At 55.3% G+C, this 22,184-nt stretch carries 16 protein-coding genes; 10 read left to right on the top strand and 6 right to left on the bottom strand.

What is annotated here, in order from left to right; all coding sequences use genetic code 11:
- Window positions 1-18 precede the first annotated feature (18 nt).
- Both VK738_17245 and VK738_17240 read left to right on the top strand, forming a co-directional pair.
- Entirely contained in the window at window positions 19-2,091 is a 2,073-nt protein-coding gene (locus tag VK738_17245; protein ID HTD24407.1) for an ATP-binding protein, read from the top strand.
- On the top strand, window positions 2,088-2,789 hold the full coding sequence (locus VK738_17240) for a response regulator transcription factor (protein ID HTD24406.1): 702 nt from the start codon (window positions 2,088-2,090) through the stop codon (window positions 2,787-2,789). Before VK738_17245 ends, VK738_17240 begins: the two co-directional genes overlap by 4 nt.
- Window positions 2,790-2,842: 53 nt before the next feature.
- Here VK738_17240 and VK738_17235 read toward each other — a convergent pair whose 3' ends face one another.
- Window positions 2,843-3,289, bottom strand: coding sequence for a Fur family transcriptional regulator (locus tag VK738_17235; protein HTD24405.1), 447 nt, complete (start codon window positions 3,287-3,289; stop codon window positions 2,843-2,845).
- A 574-nt stretch (window positions 3,290-3,863) separates the two neighbouring features.
- Between VK738_17235 and VK738_17230 the strand changes: the two genes are divergently transcribed.
- The 3 genes from VK738_17230 (at window position 3,864) to VK738_17220 (ending at window position 6,771) form a co-directional block, all read left to right on the top strand.
- Window positions 3,864-5,411 carry a hypothetical protein gene (locus VK738_17230; GenBank protein ID HTD24404.1) on the top strand — a complete coding sequence of 516 codons (1,548 nt, stop codon included), beginning with the start codon at window positions 3,864-3,866 and terminating at the stop codon, window positions 5,409-5,411.
- A 33-nt stretch (window positions 5,412-5,444) separates the two neighbouring features.
- Window positions 5,445-5,771 (top strand): hypothetical protein, encoded by a 327-nt coding sequence (locus tag VK738_17225; protein HTD24403.1) that lies wholly within the window; start codon window positions 5,445-5,447, stop codon window positions 5,769-5,771.
- 82 nt (window positions 5,772-5,853) lie between these two features.
- Entirely contained in the window at window positions 5,854-6,771 is a 918-nt protein-coding gene (locus VK738_17220) for a UbiA family prenyltransferase (protein HTD24402.1), read from the top strand.
- Window positions 6,772-6,863: 92 nt separating this feature from the next.
- Here the strand turns inward: VK738_17220 and VK738_17215 are convergent, their stop codons facing one another.
- The gene (locus VK738_17215; GenBank protein ID HTD24401.1) at window positions 6,864-7,388 is read right to left on the bottom strand and encodes a DinB family protein; all 525 of its coding nucleotides are present in this window, start codon (window positions 7,386-7,388) and stop codon (window positions 6,864-6,866) included.
- Window positions 7,389-7,539: 151 nt separating this feature from the next.
- Entirely contained in the window at window positions 7,540-8,487 is a 948-nt protein-coding gene (locus VK738_17210; protein ID HTD24400.1) for a branched-chain amino acid transaminase, read from the bottom strand.
- Window positions 8,488-8,724: 237 nt separating this feature from the next.
- On the opposite strand from VK738_17210, the gene VK738_17205 reads away from it, so the two are divergent.
- Window positions 8,725-10,092: a diguanylate cyclase gene (locus VK738_17205; GenBank protein ID HTD24399.1), complete on the top strand. Its 1,368-nt coding sequence runs from the start codon at window positions 8,725-8,727 to the stop codon at window positions 10,090-10,092.
- Between the two features lie 756 nt (window positions 10,093-10,848).
- On the opposite strand, the gene VK738_17200 is transcribed toward VK738_17205, so the two are convergent.
- Entirely contained in the window at window positions 10,849-12,534 is a 1,686-nt protein-coding gene (locus tag VK738_17200; protein HTD24398.1) for a putative glycoside hydrolase, read from the bottom strand.
- Between the two features lie 271 nt (window positions 12,535-12,805).
- Here VK738_17200 and VK738_17195 point away from each other — a divergent pair, with 271 nt between their 5' ends.
- The 4 genes from VK738_17195 to VK738_17180 all read left to right on the top strand — a co-directional run bounded on the left by VK738_17195 (window position 12,806) and on the right by VK738_17180 (window position 20,020).
- Complete coding sequence (locus VK738_17195; GenBank protein HTD24397.1) at window positions 12,806-13,945, top strand: AAA family ATPase; 1,140 nt, start codon at window positions 12,806-12,808, stop codon at window positions 13,943-13,945.
- 462 nt (window positions 13,946-14,407) lie between these two features.
- Entirely contained in the window at window positions 14,408-15,841 is a 1,434-nt protein-coding gene (locus VK738_17190) for a M48 family metallopeptidase (GenBank protein ID HTD24396.1), read from the top strand.
- 152 nt (window positions 15,842-15,993) lie between these two features.
- Window positions 15,994-16,890, top strand: coding sequence for an OmpA family protein (locus VK738_17185; protein ID HTD24395.1), 897 nt, complete (start codon window positions 15,994-15,996; stop codon window positions 16,888-16,890).
- Between the two features lie 655 nt (window positions 16,891-17,545).
- A complete protein-coding gene (locus VK738_17180) occupies window positions 17,546-20,020 on the top strand; it encodes a carboxypeptidase regulatory-like domain-containing protein (GenBank protein ID HTD24394.1) in 2,475 nt (824 codons plus the stop codon).
- An 80-nt stretch (window positions 20,021-20,100) separates the two neighbouring features.
- Here VK738_17180 and VK738_17175 read toward each other — a convergent pair whose 3' ends face one another.
- Window positions 20,101-20,685 carry a GTPase domain-containing protein gene (locus VK738_17175; GenBank protein ID HTD24393.1) on the bottom strand — a complete coding sequence of 195 codons (585 nt, stop codon included), beginning with the start codon at window positions 20,683-20,685 and terminating at the stop codon, window positions 20,101-20,103.
- 226 nt (window positions 20,686-20,911) lie between these two features.
- Window positions 20,912-22,177, bottom strand: a complete 1,266-nt coding sequence (locus VK738_17170) for a VWA domain-containing protein (protein HTD24392.1) — start codon at window positions 22,175-22,177, stop codon at window positions 20,912-20,914.
- Window positions 22,178-22,184: the final 7 nt, after the last annotated feature.

The raw sequence follows: 22,184 nt of genomic DNA, 5'->3' as shown, positions 1-22,184 counted from the left end.
AGCGAAGGTTTGTTCCTAATGCGCCGCTCCGCCTGGATTTTTCTTGCCGCCATCTTGTTGCCCAGCCTTGCGCTGGCCTGGCTGGCGGTGCGCTCGGCGCGCGATCAGCAAGTACTGCTGGAACACCAGCAGGCAATCATCAGCCAGGATATTACTGATGCGCTGGCCAAGAAAGTCCAGGGCCAACTGGATGGCTCACGCTCGGCTTTTGTACAAACAACCCAACAACTTTTACAAAAAAGTTCATCTCCGAGTACGTTGGCCAAGAATTTCAACCATGAACTGCAAAGCAACTGGAACCTGGCGGAGATCGGTTTTGCGGTAGACCTGAATGGAACCATCTATTCTCCCACGCCCAATCAGGGGACTGTCGCTAAGACGTTTCGCACGGAAAACAGCCTCTTTCTCGGCAACCGTGAAAATGTGCCCGTATTTTCACAATATCCGCAGCAGGCCGCGTCGGCCAACGCAACACAAAACGTGAACAACGCAGTGAATGCCCCTCCGCCTCAGATGCAAGCGCAGAATGCACCTCCACCTCAGACGATACCGCAGCAGATCGGGGCGAATCGGCGGATGGAGCAGGTTCAGCGGCAGCTTATCCACGCCCAGGAAGCCCAGCAAGCTCAGACAGCTCCTCCGCCAGAGGCCCAATCTGGGAATGAGGCGCAGATGGCGCAGGTTCAGCAACAAGCCATGCGCTCTGCGGATGTCACACAGTTACGAAACGCTGCGCAACAAAGCGTCCAATCCGGCAACGAGATGGCACAGGCGGAACAAGTGCAACGCCAGGTCATACCACAAAAGAATTTTTTGCCCCAGCAGAGCACAGTTTCAACGGCGGTTCCGGCCGAATCCGACTTTCGCCGAGTCATCGGTACAGAAAGTACCGGTGCCCTGGCCCGCTTTCTCGAAGACAAGCTGCGCTTAATGGTGTGGTATCGCCCTCCCACGGCGGGATCGCTGGTCTTCGGGGCGCAGATCAGCCAGCCGAACCTGATTCGCAGCCTGCAGCCCCTGTTGCAGTCGCCCGAGCTTCATCGCAACGCTGATGCCACCTATTGCCTTGCTCTTCTCGATGACCGGGGAAACCCGGTTGCGCTTTCCAAGGCTGGTTTTAAAGCAGACTGGAAACATCCGTTTGTCGCTACCGAAATAGGCGAAGCACTGCCCCACTGGGAGGCTGCCCTCTATCTGGTAGACCCCCAGCAGATCAATCGCTCGGCCTCTACTTTGCAATTCACCTTGGGGTTCATTGTCTTGGCCCTGATGGCCGCCATTGTTTTCGGAGGCTGGCTCATGGCAGCCGACGTTCGCCGCAAAATGCTTCTCGCCCAGCAGAAGACCGACTTCGTCAGCAATGTTTCGCACGAACTCAAAACGCCCCTGACTTCTATCCGGATGTTTGCCGACATGCTGGCCGAGGGCCGCGTGGCCGAGCCTGATCGCCAAGCCAACTATCTGCGCATCATCTCGGCGGAGTCTGCGCGTCTGACGCGGCTCATCAACAATGTGCTCGATTTTGCGCGCATGGAGCGCGGCGCGCCTTCAGGCGAACGCCGTAGTTGCGACCTGGTTGAAATTGTGCGTGAGGTCGTTGATACCTGCCGGCCTCACCTCGAAACTGTCGGGGTTGCGTTGGGCTTTGAAATTACGCTGGATAACACAGCCGAAGCGCTGCCGCTCGTCGCCGATCGCGACGCCCTGGCGCAAGTTGTTCTTAACCTTCTCTCCAATGCGGAAAAATATGGAGGGCATGAAATTCTTGTCCGCGTGCGCTGGGAGAAGCAACTTGGTTCCTCCGGTTCTGGTTGTGTTGATGTGCTCGACCGCGGGCCGGGCATTCCGCCTAAGAAGCTTGATGCAATCTTTCAGCCATTTCATCGCCTGGATGATTCTCTCGCCAGCGGTGTATCAGGTTCGGGACTGGGACTCACCCTGGCGCGGCGCATGGCGAGGGACAACGGCGGAGATGTAACCTATTCGCCTCGCGCCGGTGGTGGCAGTTGCTTTACGCTGACGGTGCCGTTGAGCACAGCGGCGCAGTCGAATGACAAGCCCAATGAAAACGTTCGATTCAAAGACAGATGAAAACCACAGCCAACACGAAAATACTGGTGGTCGAGGATGACACCAATATCCGCTTCGGTCTGGTTGAACTTCTCACCAGCGAGGGCTTCGCGGTCGAAGCCTGTGCGCGGGGCGATCTTGCTCTGGCGGCAGTGGAGAAGCACCGGCCCAGCCTCATCGTGCTTGATATTATGCTGCCCGGCCTGAGTGGTTATGAGGTTTGCAAGCAGCTCCGCGCCCAGGCGTATCAGGGGCTGGTTCTTATGCTTACCGCCAAAGGCCAGGAGATGGATAAGGTCATTGGCCTGGATTTAGGCGCCGATGACTACATGACCAAACCCTTCGGTTTGCGCGAGCTGACCGCACGGGTGCATGCGCTACTGCGGCGAAACCGCCCATCCCATTCTTCCGATGGTGGCAGCGTGACCTTCGGGGATTGCACGCTTGATCTCAAGACCCTGGAACTCAAGCGCGGTAAAAAATCGGTTCCGCTTTCGGGACGGGAGGTAAAGCTCTTCCAGCTTTTTATCAGCCACCCCGGCGAAGTGCTCTCGCGGGACCGCATTCTCAACGAGATTTGGGGCTATGAGTACTACGGAACAACTCGAGCGCTTGATCAATTCATTGTGCAGTTACGAAAAAAGCTGTCTGATCTCGGGGCCGACTCCAAGCAGATTGCTACGGTACATACCGTTGGATACCGATGGATCTGTCGCTGACAAATCGGCTTCCGGCCAATCCTGAGGACGAACGACTGATGACTGCCGGCTGACTACGTGCGGCACTTGGGGCAGTAACCCCCGATTTCCAGCCTGGCCACGGCGACACGGAACCGGCATTCTCTTTCCACCTGATGCTTGAGCTTTTCAAATAAAAGGCTTTCAAATTCCGTGACTTTACCGCAACGCAGACATGTCATATGCAGGTGATCACGTTGGGTGCGGCGCTCATAAAAGTGGCGCTCGCCTTGCACATGCATTAGGTCCAGCTCATCCACTAATCCGTGGCGCTTCAGTAGTCCTATGGTGCGATACACGGTTACGCGGTCTATTGCCGGGTCGGTCCTCTTGGCTTTCCGTAGAATTTGGCCGGCATCCAGGTGCTGGCTGGCGGTTTCAATGATGCTGAGAATCGTCCGGCGTTGGCGGGTGAGACGAATTCCGCGGGCCATCAGTTCATCATGCAAGCGTCCGGGGGTTTCGGTCTGAGGTAAAGGCAAAGCAGTTCTCCTTTTGGGGTCTTGCGTCGAGCGGTGGCGTTCATTCTGTAACGACATGTTGCTCAGTACGTTGACAGAAGCATCGAATCTGATCTTAAATATAAAATCATTTGCAACAGTGTTGCAAGTGTAGACGTTAGGTTTCACTGGCAAACCATAGGCTGGCACCTGCAGTTGCATCCCGGGAATGCGATTCAATCCTGGAAATTGCAGTTCCATGCAGCCATAGCCGGTTCAACATCGGGATAAAGCCCATCCCTTCTCTTATTGCAACTGTGTTGCAATAAGTCTGCAACAAAATCTTTGCCCGATATATTGACAGAACAGCAAGGCTGATTTGTAATACTTCTACTTGCAAACCAGTTGCAAGTAGGAATCAAAAATCCAAATAGAACGGGCTCCCGCCGCAGCAACGGCGAAAGCCCTGAAAACGCAGAAAGCCAAGGTGGATATGCCTGGACAATACCGCGCTGTTCTTTTCTTATCAGATTCTTTGTGCCGTAGCAAGAAGGGCCGCAGGTTCTTTCCTCCGTCAATCTTGCGCACAATCAGCACATTCTTATTTTTATTGAGTTTGAGTGGCAATGTTTTTGCATTGCCCAATGGGCCAGGTGCAAGTTCAGGAGTTGCCGACGCAACCGCGCAGGCGAGCGAAGCGTCTGAGGGGACCGCATCGAAGTCTGAACTCCAGGAAGTAAAAAACGAAGTCAAGACCTTAAAAGTCCAGATCGAGCGCCTGGAAGCCATTATCGAATCGCAGGCAAAGCCACAGGAAGGCACTGCTCAACAACCCTCGCAGCAAACTTCTGAGACGCTGCAATACGGTACAGGCACAACCCAATCCACGGCTGTGCCTGAAAATCCCCGCATCGCCATAGCCACCAAGGCGCAAGGCGGAGATTTATCGGGAGCGGGAAATCTTCTTCGCACCGACCGGATCACGATTGGCGGGTATGGCGACTTCCAGTTTCGCGAATCTTCGATCAGCGAGCGCGCCGACGGCGGCGGTACGCCAACATTTCAGAACACGCGCTTTGTGCTGGGGGTTGCCGCCGTGCTGGCCGAGAGACAAAACATCGTCTTCAACTCTGAGATTGAATATGAGTTTGGGTCGCGCGAAATTGATTTGGAGCAGGCTTTCGTCGAATGGAAAGTGCGCCCCGAATTCGCTTTCCGGGGCGGAATCTTCGTGCCTGCGCTGGGCCGGTTCAACGTTTATCATGATTCCAACCTGAATCTGCTGACCATACGGCCGCTCATCAACCAGTTTATTGTTCCTACTGCCTATCGCGATGCCGGCATGGGAGTTCGAGGCCGTATCACCTTGCCTCACAAGATGAAACTGAGCTACGAAGCCGATGTGTTGAACGGAATGCAGGGTTTGAATGCCGATGGCACTCCAACCCCCTTCTCCAGGTTGCTGGGGCAGTCCTCCGCCGCTGAACCGGGTCGCATCGCCTTTCAGTCCACCAATCGCACGAAAGCTGTAGCCAGCCGCATTGGAATATCCCCGATCTCGGGTCTGGAGTTTGGCGGTTCAGTCTATAACGGGAAGTTCAGTCAACTGGGAGACCCGTCGCAATCGGCGACGATCGTGTTCCTGGATGGCTCCTATCATCATGGGCCGCTGGCGATCAATGGAGAATATGCGCACTCCAACATCGTGGGTGGGGGGATTCCGCGCAGGAGCCCGGCGCCTCCGGTCGTTGACCCAAATGACCCGGCAACCGTGAACGCCTTGGCGCAGTTTGTGGCACAACGTTCCCCGGGACAGGATGGCTTTTACGTGGAAGGTGCCTATCAGTTTTCTCCGCGCTTCCTGACTAAGAAATTTGGGTTCGATGAAGGCTCTTACATTGCGCCGGTGTTCCGATACGAAGTGGTGCGTCTGGACCGTACCATCCCAAATTTTTATCTCAACCGTTCACGCACGTCTATCGGGTTTAATGTTGCTCCCACCGCGAGTGTAATTTTCAAGATGAATTATCTTTTCAACCACAGCTTCGGACCGGTTCCGAGAGTGACGGCAGCAGTCGGAGGCGCAAATTTTGGCGTCAGTCCGCTGCCCCATCTCGAGTATGGAAAGAATGGATTCACCGGCTCAGTGGCTTATGTATTCTAGATGGAAGACGGAAGGTATATGTTGAGCCCGAGATTGCGAACAATTCTGATCGCCGCATTCACCGGGATTGCTGTGTTTGGATTTATGAAGACGGGCTTCCTGGTTGAACCTGCTTCAGCCAAGCCTGCCTTCATGGACCGCTACAACCGCGATCCATACGCCAAAGCAGAGCTGCGCGGGAAGTGCATCCTCTGCCACGTTGGGCGCGGGGGCGGCGAACGCAACGATTTTGGGGACGCGTTCGAAGATGCGGGCTATCGCATTACACCCAAATTGCGCGACAAGTTCCCCCAATTTTTTGAAAAAGACTCGTCTGCATCAAAGTCGAAAGCGCAGCCTCAGACGACGCCGGAACAATAAAGGGACTGTGCCGAGATCAGTGTTCAAAATTATTGTCCTTCGCCCCGGCAACCGGCGCCTGTACACTGGGAGCTGAGAACTGATGCCCGCAACTGCCGCCACACTTGCCCACCAGCCTGAAACCCGCTCCCGTTTTTCCGATTTGATTTTCATTCTGCAGGCCTCGCGGCCCGGACTTTGGTCCACCCAAGTGTGGTTTTATCTGCTGCCGCTGGGGCAGAGGAACGTATTTCATTCGGCGGCCTTCTGGCTTGGCGCGCTGTACTGCACATTTCCCCTGGGATTGCTGTTGTACGGCTGGAATGACTACGTTGATTTCGAGATTGACAGCATCAATCCCCGCAAAGGGACTTTCCTGTTCGGCGCGCGCGGATCGCGTGAGCAGTTGCACAAACTGCCGTTGGCGATGGCGCTGGTGCAAGTACCGTTTCTGCTCGCCTTCCTTTATTTCGCAGGGGCCAGAGTACTGCTGTTTTTTGCCGGATCGATTTTGATTGGTGGCATGCTTTACAACTGGCCGCGCTACGGCTGGAAGGGCCGCCCGCCGCTTGAGCTGCTGAACCAGAGCGGATATTTGCTGGTGTTTGTGCTCAGCAGTTGGCTGAACCGCGCTCCGCAACTGCCCTGGCTGGCCATGCTGTTTAGCGTCATGTTCGCCATGCACGCACACCTGTTCGGCGAAATCATGGATATCGAGCCTGACCGCGCCAGCGGCCGCCGCACCACGGCCACCGTGATTGGACGCGTGCCCACCAAATTTCTGATCGCTGCCTTGCTCGCCGCCGAATGTGCCCTGGTGTTTGTTTGCTTTCACGATATCTTCCTGAGCAGCTTTCTGCTGGCCAGTGCCCTATGGTTCCTGCTCGATGCGACTGTCTTTTGGCGTGACCGGCCTTACACTCCTCGCCAGATGAGCTTCGCTCTGCTTGCCTGGAACATTATCGCGATAGGCAGCATACCGTGGGTGTGGTGGAAGGCAAGCCTGACAACGTTGCACTGATGCCATCTGAGCGGACGCACTAAAAGTGTAGAGACGTAGCATGCTACGTCTCTACGATCGGACCGTCTTCTTTCGTGCGATGTGTTCGAAGTTTATCCCTTCCAGGGGAAGTCGTAGCTGCCGCCGTAGATGTCAGGGCACTTGGAGCCCATGGGACGCAGGTAAGACGCGAGCTGGCCGCGATGATGGCAGGAGTGCCGGCTCTGGAACAGTAGATAGGCGAAGGCCGGCATCTTGAAGGCGCCGAAGAAATCAACGGGGGTCGCCAGTTGTTCCGGGCTTAATTTGCGCAGGCGTTCCAGTTCCTTCTTGGCGTTGGTCTCGTACCACTGTGAGATTTCCGCGATGGTTTTTGGCGTGTCTTTTTCAAAGGCGGTAGGGTCGGGAAATTGCAGGTCCGCAATTCCTTTCAGGAACCAGACCTCGCTGTTAGCCAGGTGCCAAGCCAATTGACCGGCGCTGCGCGCTTTAGGATCAGGCCGGTATTCCTTTCTGCTTTCGGGAATAGCGTCAATCACAGCTTTGGTTGTAGGCATTTCTTTCCGGGTGTAGTCATCGAGTAACATCTCACGAAAACCAGTTGCGAAATCAGTGGAAGGTGCTACGGCAGTGCTCATAATGATCTCTCCTTAAATTAGTATTTTCGGGAGTTCGTTGGTTAGTGGTTTCGGGTGAACTCCAGTGCTGGGTGCACAGGCGCACTCTTGTTCACCCAAATCGAAGTGAGGGTTAAATACTTTCATGCAAGCCCCTCGCGGGGAATTGATCTTACACGCCGACCGGCTGCTTCACGCTAATGGGAACAGGGGTAAGCCAGTTGAAGCGGTCGGGCGCTGTGCCGTTCACGATGCCGAAGAACTCTTTTTGCAGGGCCTTGGTAATCGGGCCGACGTCGCCCTTGTTGATGCTGATCTTATCTACCGAGCGGATGGCAGTGATCTCGGCTGCGGTGCCGGTGAAGAAGAGTTCGTCAGCGATGTACAGCATCTCGCGCGGGATCATCTGCTCAACCACGGGAATACCCTTGTCTTTGGCGATGCGCAGCACGGAATCGCGCGTAATGCCGGGCAGCACCGAGTTGCCCAGCGGTCCGGTGTAGAGTGAGCCCTGGCGCACCAGGAAAATATTTTCGCCCGAACCTTCGCTCACGTAGCCATTCACATCGAGGGCAATGCCTTCTACGTAGCCGTTGAGAATAGCTTCCATCTTAATAAGCTGCGAGTTCATGTAATTGGCGCCTGCCTTGGCCATGGCCGGCAGGGTATTGGGCGCGAGCCGGTTCCACGATGAGACGCAAACATCCACGCCCTCATCACTGCCGTGGCCGAGATAGCGTCCCCATTCGTAGTTGATGATGTAAACCTCGGCGGGGCAATTAAATGGCGAGACCCCGGCATCACCATAACCACGCAATACGATCGGACGTATGTAGCAAGGTGTGACCCCGTTCGTCTTCACGAGATCTACCATGGCGGCTACCAAATCTTCGCGGCTGTACTCCACGTCAATGCGATAGATTTTGGCTGAATCCAGCAGGCGCTGGGCGTGCTCGTGGGCGCGGAAGATTCCCGACCCTGATGGCAGGGCATAACATCGAACCCCCTCAAAGACCGAAGTGCCATAGTGGATCACGTGGGACATGACGTGCAACTTGGCATCATCCCAATTAATAAACTTTCCGTTGTGCCATATTTTTTCGCTTTTTTTGATGGGCATTCCCGGGACTCCTCGCCTGGTCAGTGTTTCATTTAGACGCTGGCTGCCAAAATCGTATGCAAACAATTTTACCGGCTTTCAGTGTCTAAGCTTGAAGAACAATTATAGAACGGAGCGCAGCATGCTGCTATAGGCGGGAGTATAGCTCAGACTTGTTGACATCCTGAGCAATCGCTGAGAACTGAGAACCGAGAACGGAAGAAAACAGTGCTAATATGCACTATATTTTGGTCCAGCATGTCTACTGACTCCAGGTCGGGTTCAACCGGGGCCTCGGGAGAGACACGGCTCAATCGCTCGACTGGGCCACTCCGCGTAATTGTGGCGGATGACAGCGCTGTCGTTCGGGAGCTGCTGCGGCGCTTCATGGAGAGATGGGGATACGATGTCTCGTTAGCGTCAGATGGATCTGAGGCCTGGGATCTATTGCAGTACGGCGACGCCCCCACTATCGCCATTCTCGATTGGATCATGCCCGGAGTGGAAGGCATTGAACTTTGCCGCCGGGTGCGGCGCCTCAACCGGCGCCATTACACTTACATCTTGCTGCTTACCGCCAAGAATGAACCGCAACATATCATTGAAGGTCTTGGTTCGGGGGCCGACGACTACATTTGCAAACCTCCGGACCCTGGTGAACTGGAAGCACGGCTCTTGGTGGCCGAGCGAATCGTCTCTTTTCAAGAGCGTCTTATTGTTGCCCAGGAGCGCTATCGCAACCTGGTAGAAAACAGCACAGCCCTGATTTGCACCCATGATCTGGAAGGCAAAATACTTTCCATTAACCCGGCTGCTGCCCGGGGTCTGCAGTATACGGTGGAGGAATGCATTGGAAAAAACCTTCGAGACATGATGATTCACTGGGCCAGGCCCGAATTTGACCTCTATCTGAAAGAGATCGAGCAAAAGCAGATTGCTAAAGGAAATATGGCCGTCGTGGACAGCAAAGGGGAGAAGCACATCTGGTATTTCACCAACCGCCTGTTCCAGGAACCCGGCACCGCTCCGTATGTGTTGGGCCATGCCCAGGATATTACTCAGACGATAGAGATGCAGAAGAAGCTTCATGAAAGCCAGGAGGCGCGGATCGAAGCCGAGAGGAAACTCGCGCGCTGCGACGCTCTTACCGGTTTGGCCAACCGCCGCGCCTTTTATGAAAGGGCCGAATCGGAACGAAAGCGCGCCATTCGTTATACTCGTCCTTTAAGCTTGGCCTACATTGACCTCGACAACTTCAAGCAGGTCAACGATACCAGTGGCCATGAGGCCGGCGATCAACTGCTGGTCAGCGTTGCCAGCGTCTTGCAAAACAATCTGCGCGCCGAGGATTTTGCCGCCCGGTTGGGAGGAGATGAGTTTGCGCTGCTGCTCCCCGAGTCTGGCCACGCCGCGGCTGCCTTCGTGATCACCAAGCTGCATCGCCTGCTGACCTCCGCCATGCAGGAAAAGGGCTCGCCGGTCACCTTCAGCATGGGCCTGGTGACCTATGAAGTGGCGCCCGAGAGCGCCGAGCAGATGGTGCAAAAGGCAGACGAACTCATGTACACGGTCAAACATCAAGGCAAAAACGCCATCCGCCACATCCGTAGCCAGGCTACAAGCTAAAGAACAGTTCTTGGTTCTCAGAAGACCCCCCTTGCTGAAATAGGTCTTATAGATACTAAGTCACTTATAATCAATGGCATATCCAAGAAATATGGTGCACTAGCAAGGTAGTGCCGTCAAGTGAGTCCTTAGCAACCCGGCTTCGCCCTTCAGAGAGTCCTCAGTCGTCGGTAAAGGAGAGTTCTCAGTTCTCAGAAGACCGCACTTGCTGAAATAGCCTTATTGAAACTAAGTTACTAGTAATCAATGACATATCGAGGAAATATGGTGCACTAGCAGCTAGTGCCGTGAGTGAGTCCTCAAAACAGTTCTCAGTTCTCGAAGGAGCTGGCTGCTCAAAAAGAAAGTCCTCAGTCATCAGGAAAGCCCCGGATTCGCCTTCGGAGAGACGGTATCCAGTTAGCGCCCCTACCCCCTGTTAGCTTGGTGGTCTGGGAATTGTTGGCGAGTTTTCAAAGATCCTTGAAGGCAAGAGCCTCCGCATTTCTGGAATGCTGAATACAGTTCTGAGACATATGTTAGTCCGTGTTTTCCCGGAATCAAGAGTTTGATACCACAATGGGGCCACTTCATAAACGCTTGGAGCGCAGGAAGGAACTACCTCGGGGCTGCATAGCAAATGTCCTAACTTACAAAAACGCCGGGGCTGAAGCCCCAAAACGCTACAACCTTACCCCCGGCTAAAGCCGGGGGCTCCCACCGCGCGCCGCAAGCCGGCGCAATAGCTGCTGTTCGCTTTGCTCACAGCGGCTCCGGTTATGATTTTTTGGTGGCTGCCTGGAAGTACTCATCCATTTTGTGGGTCATCACCGGCATGGCTGTGAAGGGACGGCCATAGTCGTTGCGCGCGTTCCAGAACAGGAAACCGACTCCGCCGTTGTTTTTGGCGACTTTTACCTGGGTTTCGATGTACTGTGGCGAATATGTGCTGGTGCGCCAGCCAAAGGCCTGCAGCCACGGCCTCAGCACTACACCGCTGCCCTGCGTTACCTTCTCGAAGCGCTGCATTGAACTGGAGATAAAGTGTTCCGGCGCATCGCCCGGCCGCCTGTAACCATCCATGCCAAAGAAGTGCGAAGGATAAATCATAGGCGAGAGCACGTCGCAATATTTTGCCATGCGAACAATGTCCTGGCCGGTGTGGTTCAGGTCAACCGAGCGCTGCCACGCCATCACACCAAAAACATCGAGCGAGAGCAGCACGCCTGCAGGATGCAGCTCTGAGTAGGCGCGCGACAGAAAATCGGCAATCACATCGGCGCGCTGCCACTCGGGATGGCTTTTCATGAAAGCAAACCAAGCATCTTTCTGGTCGCCTTCGGCGGGGAAGCGGACATAGTCAAATTGAACTTCATCGGCCCCTGAGCCGGCAACAAATTTCGCCAGCGCCAGGTTATATTCCTGAACTTTGGGATTTGAAGTATCGGCCCAGACCAATTTGCCGTTCTCCCGCCAGGGCTGAGGGGCGGTCTTGTTCTGCGCAGGTTTCTTTTGCGCAACTTTCTTCTGCGGAGCTTCTTTCTGCACAGTCGTGGCTTGCGCAGCTTGATTTTGTGCGGATTCATTTTGCGCAGCCTGAGTCTGGGTTGCCTGAGCTTGCGTGCTTTGGTCCGGGGTGGTTTGATTCTGGTTAGCTGGAGTCTGCGCGACTACATTATTCTGCGCGGCTGCATTGTCTTGCGCAGCCTTATTCGGCTTAGGTGCAGTCTGCGTGCCTGCCAGAGCACGCTTTGATTGCACGGCCAGCTCCGGGTAGTCGCGCGCAATGTGTTCATCGCGGAAGAGAGCGATGCGCGCAATGGCATGCATGTTTTCGGAATGCAGAAACCGGATGAATTTAGGCAGGTTGGCAATGGAATGGTGTTTGACCTTGGGGGCCAGGGGATGGTCGAAGGCAATATTTACCGAACCATCGCTGTCTTTGATGTCGAAGACCACGGCGTTCCCGCCCAGATCGTGCCATCGCCGGATGATGCGTATGCCGTGGTCACTGCCCGCCATCGTTCCCGTCAGGTAAATGGCCCGCACTTCAAAATTTTTCGGCACCGTAACCGAGTGCTCCACAATCGGCTCCGTCTCATAGCCGGGGATAATAAGGTCTTCGCCCGGCTTCAGACCATTTCCTTTAGGCTTGTTGTTGGCCTCGCGCAAGGCGCTTTCCAGTTCGGCGCCTGTCATATACGACGTGTGCGAAATAAATTGCCGCACCACTGCCGGAATGCTTTCACCGCGCTTGACGGTGTAATGGAACGGCGCAGCTCCGGATGGAAGGCCGGTGGTTGCCACCGTAGCGGAGGTGGCCGCTGCCTGTGCCGGCGCAGGATTTCCGGTTTGCCCGATTTGGGAACGCGAAAACCCGCATCCGCCGAGCAAAATCAGAATCAGAAAAACAAAAAATGAATTGACGTGAGATACACCAAGAGATAACTTGCGAGGCTCCATGTAAAGTACTTCCAATTCTTCTCGGGGAGAATCCGCATACTAGCACTTCTCAAGCAGCCTGCAACCCCGGTGTATACCTTAGAAGCAGGTTGTATTTCGCAAAGATGTTCGTTCAGGGGAGACCGGGCAAGCGGACAGTCAAGGCAGTGTACCCAAGATTTCCAAAAGGGTGATTCCAAAGCTGCCCATCTTGCATCAAATGTATTAGGGAGAGAGACGCAGTCAGAATAACTGCCCGACAGGAAGGGGCACAGGCATTATGAGGACAGGATTGAATACAGCGTTGGATCCCACCCGGCGCGGCAACGACGCACTAGATTTTGAAGCGGCATTGCGGCGGAAAATCGTGGGCCAGGACGCCGCCATTGAGAAGGTCACACAAATCTACCAGATGTTTCTGGCCGGCCTGACTCCCCCAGGGCGCCCCGTGGGCAATCTGTTGTTTCTGGGGCCCACCGGCTCCGGCAAAACGCGCGTGGTCGAGGCCATGGCCGAGGCGCTCTTCGGAGATCCCAAGGCCTGCATCAAGATTGATTGCGCTGAATTTCAGCACAGCCACGAGATTGCCAAGCTGATTGGCTCGCCACCGGGCTACCTCGGCCATCGCGAAACCCATCCGCTGCTGACCCAGGAGGCCCTGAACGAGTGGCACACGGAAAAACTTCGCCTCTCCCTGCTGCTGTTCGACGAGATCGAAAAGGCCAGCGACGCGCTCTGGCAGCTTCTGCTGGGGATACTGGATAAAGCCACACTCACCCTGGGTGACAACCGCCGCGTGGACCTCTCCCATTGCATCATCATCATGACCTCGAATCTCGGCGCCAGTGAGACGAACGAGCTTATCCACGGGGCCATGGGTTTTGCCCAGAGACCGGCCTTAGTGGATTCCAAGCTCGACGACAAGATCACCCGCACCGCCCAGGAGGCGGCGCGGCGCAAGTTCTCCCCTGAGTTCATGAACCGCATTGATAAGATGGTGGTCTTTAAGATGTTGCAGCCCGCGCACCTCGAGCGCATCCTCGAAATCGAGCTGGGCATGGTGCAACAGCGCATTCTGCAGGCGACGGGGAACAGCCAGTTTGTCTTTAACTGCATGCCCCGGGTGAAGAGCTTTCTGCTGGAAAAAGGCACCGACCTCAAGTACGGAGCACGCCACCTCAAGCGTGCCATTGAGCGTTTTATCGTCTTTCCACTGGCCAACCTGGTTGCTACAAGCCAGGTGAAGCTAGGCGACTATGTGCGCATTGATATGGATGCGGAAGGCAAGATGGCCTTCGTCAAAGAAGCTGAGGGGGCCATGGTTCCCGTAATGCTTGAGAAGTACGGACAGGAAGTGGGCACACCTCCGCAGGCCCGCGCTGCCCGTGCGGGGGCCAAAACCCGCGAGTTCAGCGTCCCGAATAACAAGTAGTCCTCAGTCGTTAGTCCTCAGTCGTCAGGAATAACAGGATTCTTGGGGACCATTGCCATAGCTCTCGTAGGCTTGAGAAATAACGCGCGATAGCGTCGTCCCTAACGGGACTACGAATCGTTTCCTACGATACCCAGCGCTGGAAACGCTGGGCATAATACGTCACCCCTTCGGGGTTGTTCACCCTTCAGGTGCCCACAAAATTGAGTTTTCCACACATTTACATTAAAAGCCCATGAGGCACTGATAAAATCCCGTGCCCTGACAAACGCAGAAGCAAAGAATCTCGGCACAATAGGGATTCCTCCACTGCGTGTTCGGAATGACAAAAAAGCCGACTTTTTCCACAAACTCTGAAAGCCGTGCTCTTCCACGGTAGTGGATACAGTAATTGTGGAAGCACTATATAATTCTCCACGTGAAAGCTATGCCTACTTCGTAATGTGTACGAGGAGATAGATCATGAAGAACCGCATACGAGGAAAGCTCTTCCGGCAACTGGCAACTGACAACCGAAAACCTTTTTTATCCCAAAGCCTGGCAGTCATCCTAATCCTGGGTCTGGTGGTTCCGCTCGTGATGCAGGCGCGCGTGAAACCCACCAGCGGCTTCAACCTGTTTTCCTCGCAAGAGGAAATCGCGGCGGGGCAGCAGGCCTCGGCTGATGCCAACAAGCAGCTCCCGCTTCTGAGTGACTCTGACCCCATCACCAAATATGTACAAAGGCTGGGAGCCAACCTGGCGGCGCATGCTCCCGGCGCAAAGTGGCCGTATAACTTCCACGTGGTCAACCAGAAGGAGATCAACGCCTTTGCCATGCCGGGCGGGCCGATCTACCTCAATCTGGGGACAATCCAGGCAGCGGACAACGAGGCCGAGGTGGCGGCGGTGATGGCGCATGAAATCTCGCACGTGGTGCAGCGCCACTCCACGCGCGCGGCCACCAAGCAGATGGAGGCCCAGCTTCCGCTTTCCATCTTAGGAGGTTTTCTCGGCAAGGGCATCGGCAGCCAGCTTGCCCAGCTTGGGATTCAGTTTGGAGCAGGCTCCTACTTCCTCAAGAATTCACGCCAGAACGAGCAAGAGGCCGACTTGCTGGGCACGGACATCATGTATGACACCGGCTACAACCCCAGATGGATGGCCGAGTTCTTCCGCAAACTGCAGCAGCAGGGCGGGGCCAGCACCTCGCAGTTTTTCAGCGATCACCCCATTCCTGCGAACCGTTATCAATATGTCTCCAAGGAGGTCGCCACGCTGCCTGCCAAGCAATATCTGCCTGACAGCACCCCGGAGTTCGCGCAAATCAAGCAGCGCGCCATGGGCATGAAGCCCCTTACCCAGCAGCAGATTCAGCAACAGCAGCAAAAATCGGGGAACAAACTTACCAGCACCGCTATCGAAGGGGTGGCGCCCAGCGGGAACGTCCGCGATTTTCAGCACGATGCTTACACGATTTCTTATCCCGATAACTGGCAGGTTTACGGCGACAATACCACGGCTGTGACCATTGCCCCGCAATCGGGTGTGACCCAGGACCAGGTGGCCTACGGCGTGATTGTGAGTGGATTCCAGCCCGAAAACTCAAATTCACTCGACCAGGCCACACATGAGCTGATAGCCCGGCTGCGCCAGGGGAATCCGCAGCTCAAGCAAATTGGTACCGACGAAGATATACGGGTGAACGGAATTGCAGCCAAATCGGCAGACCTGGTTGGCGTGTCACCCGTCAAAGACCAGAGCGGCAACCCCTTGCGCGAGCGCGACTGGCTGGTGACCCTGCCACTCAGCGACGGCCAGCACGTACTCTATCTGGTGTTCATTTCCCCTGACCCCGATTTCAATCAGATGCATGGGACTTTCGAGGCCATGCTTCGCAGTTTGCGGTTGCGTTAACCCTTCCCCAACTCCTGCTTTGTGACTTCTTTCTAACTTCTAGCTTCACTTTTTGATCGGTAGTAGTGGTCAATTTAGGAGGCCCGGATTGCCGACCATCCGCGAGCTATTTCGTTTTGCTTCTATCTAGAATTCCAAGCTAAGATTGGCCAATGATGGACTCTTCACGAGTGCCGCTAAAGCTGAATGAGCGTGGACTTGGGGATGCACCTGGCAAGTCTCAAGGGAAGTTGGCGTTGGCTCTGGGAGTGATCGCAATCGCGCTCAGCTTGATTCTTGGGTTTGTTTATCTAAGATCGGTTCGTCGCCTGGAGCGCGAGGTGGCACAGCTCAGCCAGCAGACGGAGGCTCTCAGCCAGCAGACGGAGGCTCTCAGCCGGCAGGTCGAGCGGGTACAGGAACAATCGCAGACGTCCGCTCAGCAAGCTTCGCAAGCGGCTGCGAACGCGCAAGCAGCCGCTCAAGAGCGCGACTTGGCGAAGCAGGCTCAATCGAACTCGGAGGCTCAGGCGGAACTTGCGCGGCAGCAGGCCGCCGCTGAGCAGCAAAAGGCGGATCAAGCCACACAGCAGGCTGAACAGTATCGGCAGCAGCGAGAGGCGGAACTTCAACAGCTGCAACAGGCTCTCGGGCAAATCGCCGAAACGCGTCGTACCGCGATGGGCTTGGTGATGACGCTGGACAGCAAGTCAATTCGCTTCGACTTTGATAAGGCAGCCATTAAACCGGAATACCGCGACATCCTCAATCGCATCGCCGGGATCCTGATGGCGCTTAAGGGATATTCGGTTGCTGTCTACGGATATACGGACGACATCGGCACGCAGAAGTACAACTTGCAACTGTCGCAGCGTCGCGCCGAAGCTGTCCGCGACTTCTTGGTACAGGCCGGAATTTCCCCGAAAATCATGAGCGCCAAGGGTTTTGGCAAGTCCGACCCGCGCGTTCCGGGCGACAGCGACCAAGCGCGTGCTGCCAACCGCCGGGTCGAGATCGGCATAGTGGATTCGAAGCTCATCACGAATGGCCCAATCATCGAGCCAAAGTGAATTAGGCGGTACAGCTCCGGTGTAAAACGTCGAGAGCGGATTTCAGCGGGATCACCCGCCGAAAGTTGTCGAGTGCTCAGCAAGGAAGCCGCGTTAGAGACTCCGAATCACGGGCGACTCGAAACTTAGTCCAATGAAGTTCTCGATTCTCGGCAGCACAGCCATCGGAGAAAACCGGGTCGATGTTCACCTCGGATTCACTCACAAACAAATATATTGCTGCGGCTATCCAACAGCGTACGAGCATTATGAAGGCGTTGTGACCGTGATTCTAGAGAGCCATCGGTGGCTGATCGATGATTTTGTAGCACTCGATAACAGTGCCTTACTTCGTCTTTCGGATGGATACGCGGAGTGCAAGGGTGGTCAGTGGGTCGACTCCCCCGGAAAACCACCTTACTGAAACGGCAATTCGCCATTCCCGACTCGCTAACTGCTACCGCAGGACTCGAACGTTCTGAATAACGGGCAACACGGAAACAAATCAACTCATACTCATGCTGCTATGTTTTTCCAAACCGATCCACTCCCGATCCGTCTATCAATTCTAAAATCGTACTTCTTGCCGCACTGTGGCGGGAAACCTGCCCGCTGCGGTATACAATTTTGCGTTGGTTGCGATTCTGAGAACTGAGAGCCGTGAATTGAGAACTGAATGCACCGCAGCTTCCAACTCGCAGCATTTCTCCTGGCATGCAGCTGGATGGCGCTCGCACAGGGCCAGCCTGCTCAAAGCGGTGTGCCCCAGCATTCTTCCAAACAGTCCAGCATTCTTGTGGTTGTACGCGATGAGAACCACGACCCGGTCAGCGGTGCGCGTGTAACCCTGACTGTGCCGGGATCTTCTTTTTCCCTGGTGGTAGAAACAGATTTTGGCGGCCACTATCGTTTTTACGGCATGATGCCCGGGAAATATGCGCTCGAGGTGGAAAAGAAGGGATTTTACCCGGTTTCCGTGGGAGAGCTGGAGTTTGCTCCGGGAGCTGAAATTCCAGTCCTGTTGCGGCATGTGCAGGAGTTCCGGGAAAATGTTGACGTATACGATACAGCGCCGGCCGTAGACCCGGCTAAAACCAGCTCCACCGAACAGCTCACCAACCGTGAGATCTTTACGTTGCCTTATCCCACCACGCGCGACTTCCGCAACGTGCTGCCGTTTATCCCCGGCGTGGTGGTTGATAACAGCCAACAGATTCATGTGGGAGGCTCGGCGGGATATGAGCTGTTTCATCAGCTCGACGGATTTAACGTCACCCATCCTGTGACCGGGCTGCTGGATTTGCGCGTAAGCCCGGATTCGCTGCGGTTGATCGAGGTTGACCAGAGCCGCTATACGGCACAATACGGCAAAGGTTCCGGAGGCGTGCTGCGCCTGGAAACCGGTATGGGTGACGACCGCTTTCGATATTCGGCCACTAACTTTACGCCTGGAGTCAGTCTTCAAAGGGGCTTGACCTTTGAGAATTGGACCCCGCGTTTTACCTTTTCCGGTCCGATCAAGAAGGGCAGGGTGTGGTGGTTCGAAGGGCTCAGTGGAGAATACGACAGCAACTTTAATAAAGACCTGCCCTTTAAACGCCGCAATAGCAGCCCCTTGTGGCGTGTCGACAGCCTGAGTAAAGTGCAGATCAACGCAACCCCGGGGAACATTCTCACCGCCAGCTTCTTGATCAATCACCAGAAAGTAGAGCGGCTGGGGTTGTCGCTGTTGACGCCCCCGGCCAGTACTACCGATCAGCACGCTTCGATCAAGATGTTCGACATCAGAGACTCGGCCTATTCCGGGCAGACTTTACTTGAAACCGGGGTTGGCGTCAGCGAGTTCATGACTGACACCCTTCCCCGTGGAGGCTTGCCCTTCACGATTCGTCCGGAGGGTATCTCGGGCAGTTTTTTTGAGCGCACCGCCTCGCGCGCCCGGCGGGTACAGGGATATGCCAATCTTTATCTTTCCCCGACGGAATGGCACGGACGGCATGAAATGCGCATAGGCGCAGACCTGGACAGTATTGAAGATCACCAGTTCAATACGCGCCGACCCATCAGAACTTTGCGGGAAGACGGCACACTGGAACGGCGTTCTACCTTTTCCGGCCCGCCACGGTTCAGGATAAGCAATTTTGAGGGCAGCGCTTACGCCCAGGACCGATGGTCTCCCGCCGAACGATGGATTGTTGAATATGGATTACGCGGCGACTGGGATGAAATTATCCGCGATGCATGGTTCTCGCCCCGCCTGGCCACAAGCTATTTCTTTGATGGACCCACCATGACCAAGATCAGTGCCGGCGTGGGGCTGTTCTACGATGCCACGAACCTTGATTTTGCTACACGCTCCCTGCAAGGGGTGCGCCTGGACCAGAACTTTGCCGCCGACGGGGTTACGCGCCTCGGACCAGCCACGCAGACCCTGTTCCAGGTGAATACCAATACTTTGCAGCCATCAAAGTTTGTCAATGCCAGCCTGAGCTTCGAGCGCATGTTGCCCAAGTCCATTCACCTGCGGATTGAGACGCTCGAGAAGCGCGGCCGGGAAGGCTTTGCTTTTTTCAACGTGCATCCGGTTGCAACTACCGGCGGGGTGTATCAGTTGCTGAATGTGCAAAATGGCCGCTATGACTCAATCCAGATTGCCGCGGAGAAGAAATTTGCCCAGAACCACCAGTTCATGATCTCCTATACCCGCTCGCGGGCCCGCTCCAACGCGGTGCTGGATTTCTCGCTGGATAATCCTATTTTTGCGCGGCAGGCCGGAGGGGCGCTGCCCTGGGACACTCCGAACCACCTCGTCTCCTGGGGATGGTTTCCTCTCACGAAGAAAATAGATTGGGCCTATTCATTGGATTGGCACACCGGGTTTCCCTTCAACGTCGTCAACCAGCAACAACAGATTGGGGGAGCACCCGACTCCCACCGTTTTCCTGACTACTTCGCACTTAACTTGCACGTAGAGCGCCGCTTCCGCTTCCATGGATACGAGTTCGCTCTCCGCGTCGGTTCGAACAACATTACCAACAGCAGGAATCCTGTTGTGGTCAACAACAACATAGACTCTCCACAATTCTTGACCTTCAGCTCATTTCAGAAGAGAGCAATTACAGGCAGGATAAGGTTTCTGGGCAGGAAGTAGTTACGGTTTTACCGCAGAGGACGCGGAGGAGCGCAGAGGGAATTCCGTTTCAAAACCTTTGGAGCAACTAGCCCGCGTCTCTAGCCTTTCCTCAGTTCGATGAGGACCTGGCGGGCGACTTCTTTCAGGGTTTCAAACACCCCGGGTCCCTGGAAGGCTATGGCTTCGAAGGTGGGTTCGTTTTTTCGCATCAGCTCTTTCTTCAAGGCGTCAACCGGGAGCACGTTAGGAAGGTCACGTTTGTTGAGCTGGAGGACATAGGGGATTTTGACGAGGTCGTAGCCGTGGTCCTTGAGATTACTGTGCAGGTTTTCCAGGGCTTCCAGGTTGGCGTCCATGCGTTCTTCCTGGGAATCGGCGACGAAGACCACGCCATCCACGCCGCGCAGAATTAGCTTGCGGCTGGCATCATAGAAGACCTGTCCGGGGACGGTATACAGGTGAAAGCGGGTCTTGAATCCGCGCACCGTTCCGAGGTCCAGGGGCAGAAAATCGAAGAAGAGAGTTCGGTCGGTCTCGGTGGCCAGAGAGATCATCTTGCCCTTGGCCTTATCGTTCGTCTTGTCGTAGATATACTGCAGGTTCGTCGTCTTGCCCCCAAGACCGGCGCCGTAGTAGACGATTTTGCAGTTAATTTCGCGGGCCGCGAAGTTAATAAAACTCAATGCGTTGTCCGACCTTTTACATAAGTTGGCGCCCAAACCCTTGCCTTGTGTCCCGGCTCACGGGCTGGGCCTAGCTTGCATAAGGAAGAGTACTGGCGCGGAGAACAGCTCACCGCACAAAACCTGGAGAATATGGCGCGAACCGAATATGTTTTATACCATACGTATCGCGCCGTATGCACAGGTTGTGTCTAATATTGATAACTAAAAATAAACCTTTCTTGCGCTAGCGCCCGGGAGGCAGCGGATAATATCCGGCTTTGGCGCGGACTAACAACCCTGGGCGGTGAACAACTACTTCGATGCTACGGTAGTTATTAGCAGCCGTGAGCCGTGCGCTATAGCCCAGGGTGTATTGGTTACGGGCCTGCTCCGTTACGCGAGAGTACGCCTCTTCAATCCCTTCCTTGCTAAATTCCGCGAATGGCCAGCCTCCGGTGGCGTTAACGTACCTGCCGAGGACATTGCTGGCCCCAATGCGGGGGATGCGGATGTTTTGCAGGGTGTTGTAGCCAGGGATGGCGGCAGAATCCACGCCAATGGCGTACACCGCGATTTCGTTCGATAGCAAGACTTTGAGCACATCGCTATAGCTGGCATTACTGCCCAATTCCATACCGTCACTGATGACGAAGATGATCTTGCGCCGGGTGCTCTCGCGCTTGGCCAGGGCCGTGGCGGCGGCCAGGATGGCATCATTCAGCACGCTGGATTCGCGGCGGATATTGGTAATGTGCGGCTTACCCGGCTCGAAGGGCTTGCCATTGACTGAGGGCGAAGGACCCCCGGTCATGGGTCCGGAGGCGACCGGCGGGCCATCATTTCGTCCCTGCAACTCCACCTCGGAGCGGCTTAGCGCGGTTGAAAGCTGGTCACCGGCGCCACTGAAATCCAGGCGCTCAGTGACTGAATTGCCGTAGGTAAAGACCCCAACCTCATCGAAATCGCTGAAAGCCCCAGCCAGTGCCGGCAAGGTTTCTTTGACCTTGCGCATGGTCTGCTCCGGCAGATTGGAATCGAGCACAAGGGCCACCGACAAAGGAAACGGATCGCTGGTGAAATACCTGATCTGTTGCTGTTCTCCCTCTTCCATAACGGAGAAATCTTTCTTCAGCAGGCCTTCGACCAACCGGCCATCGGAATCTTTTACCGTGACCGGGACCACAACAAGGTTAACAACTTTTTTAATGGTGAAGTCATCGCGACTGTCATTCTCCCCATTGGCCGGCTTGGTTGAGGTGGGCATGGGCTTTGGGCTCATTGTCGGCGGCGGGGGCAGAGGAAGAGGCTCATCGGCCGAGGTTGGAGGCGGCACAGGACGATCACCGTTCTTCGAAGCCGGCGCCGTGGTAGTGGGGAATGAGGGGGCTGAGTTGCTGGGCGTAGGAGCATCGGGTATTTGGCCCTGCTGGCTCGGCTGAGTTTGCGGGTATGCCGGCACGAGAAAAGCGGCTATAACTACCAGATGATACGCGAACGACTTAAAGTTCATATGCGGT

The sequence above is a fragment of the Terriglobales bacterium genome, from assembly GCA_035487355.1.
Taxonomy (GTDB): Bacteria; Acidobacteriota; Terriglobia; order Terriglobales; family Acidobacteriaceae; genus QIAW01.
Note: the sequence above shows the minus strand (reverse complement) of the source record. Positions and strands in the feature narration are given on the sequence as shown.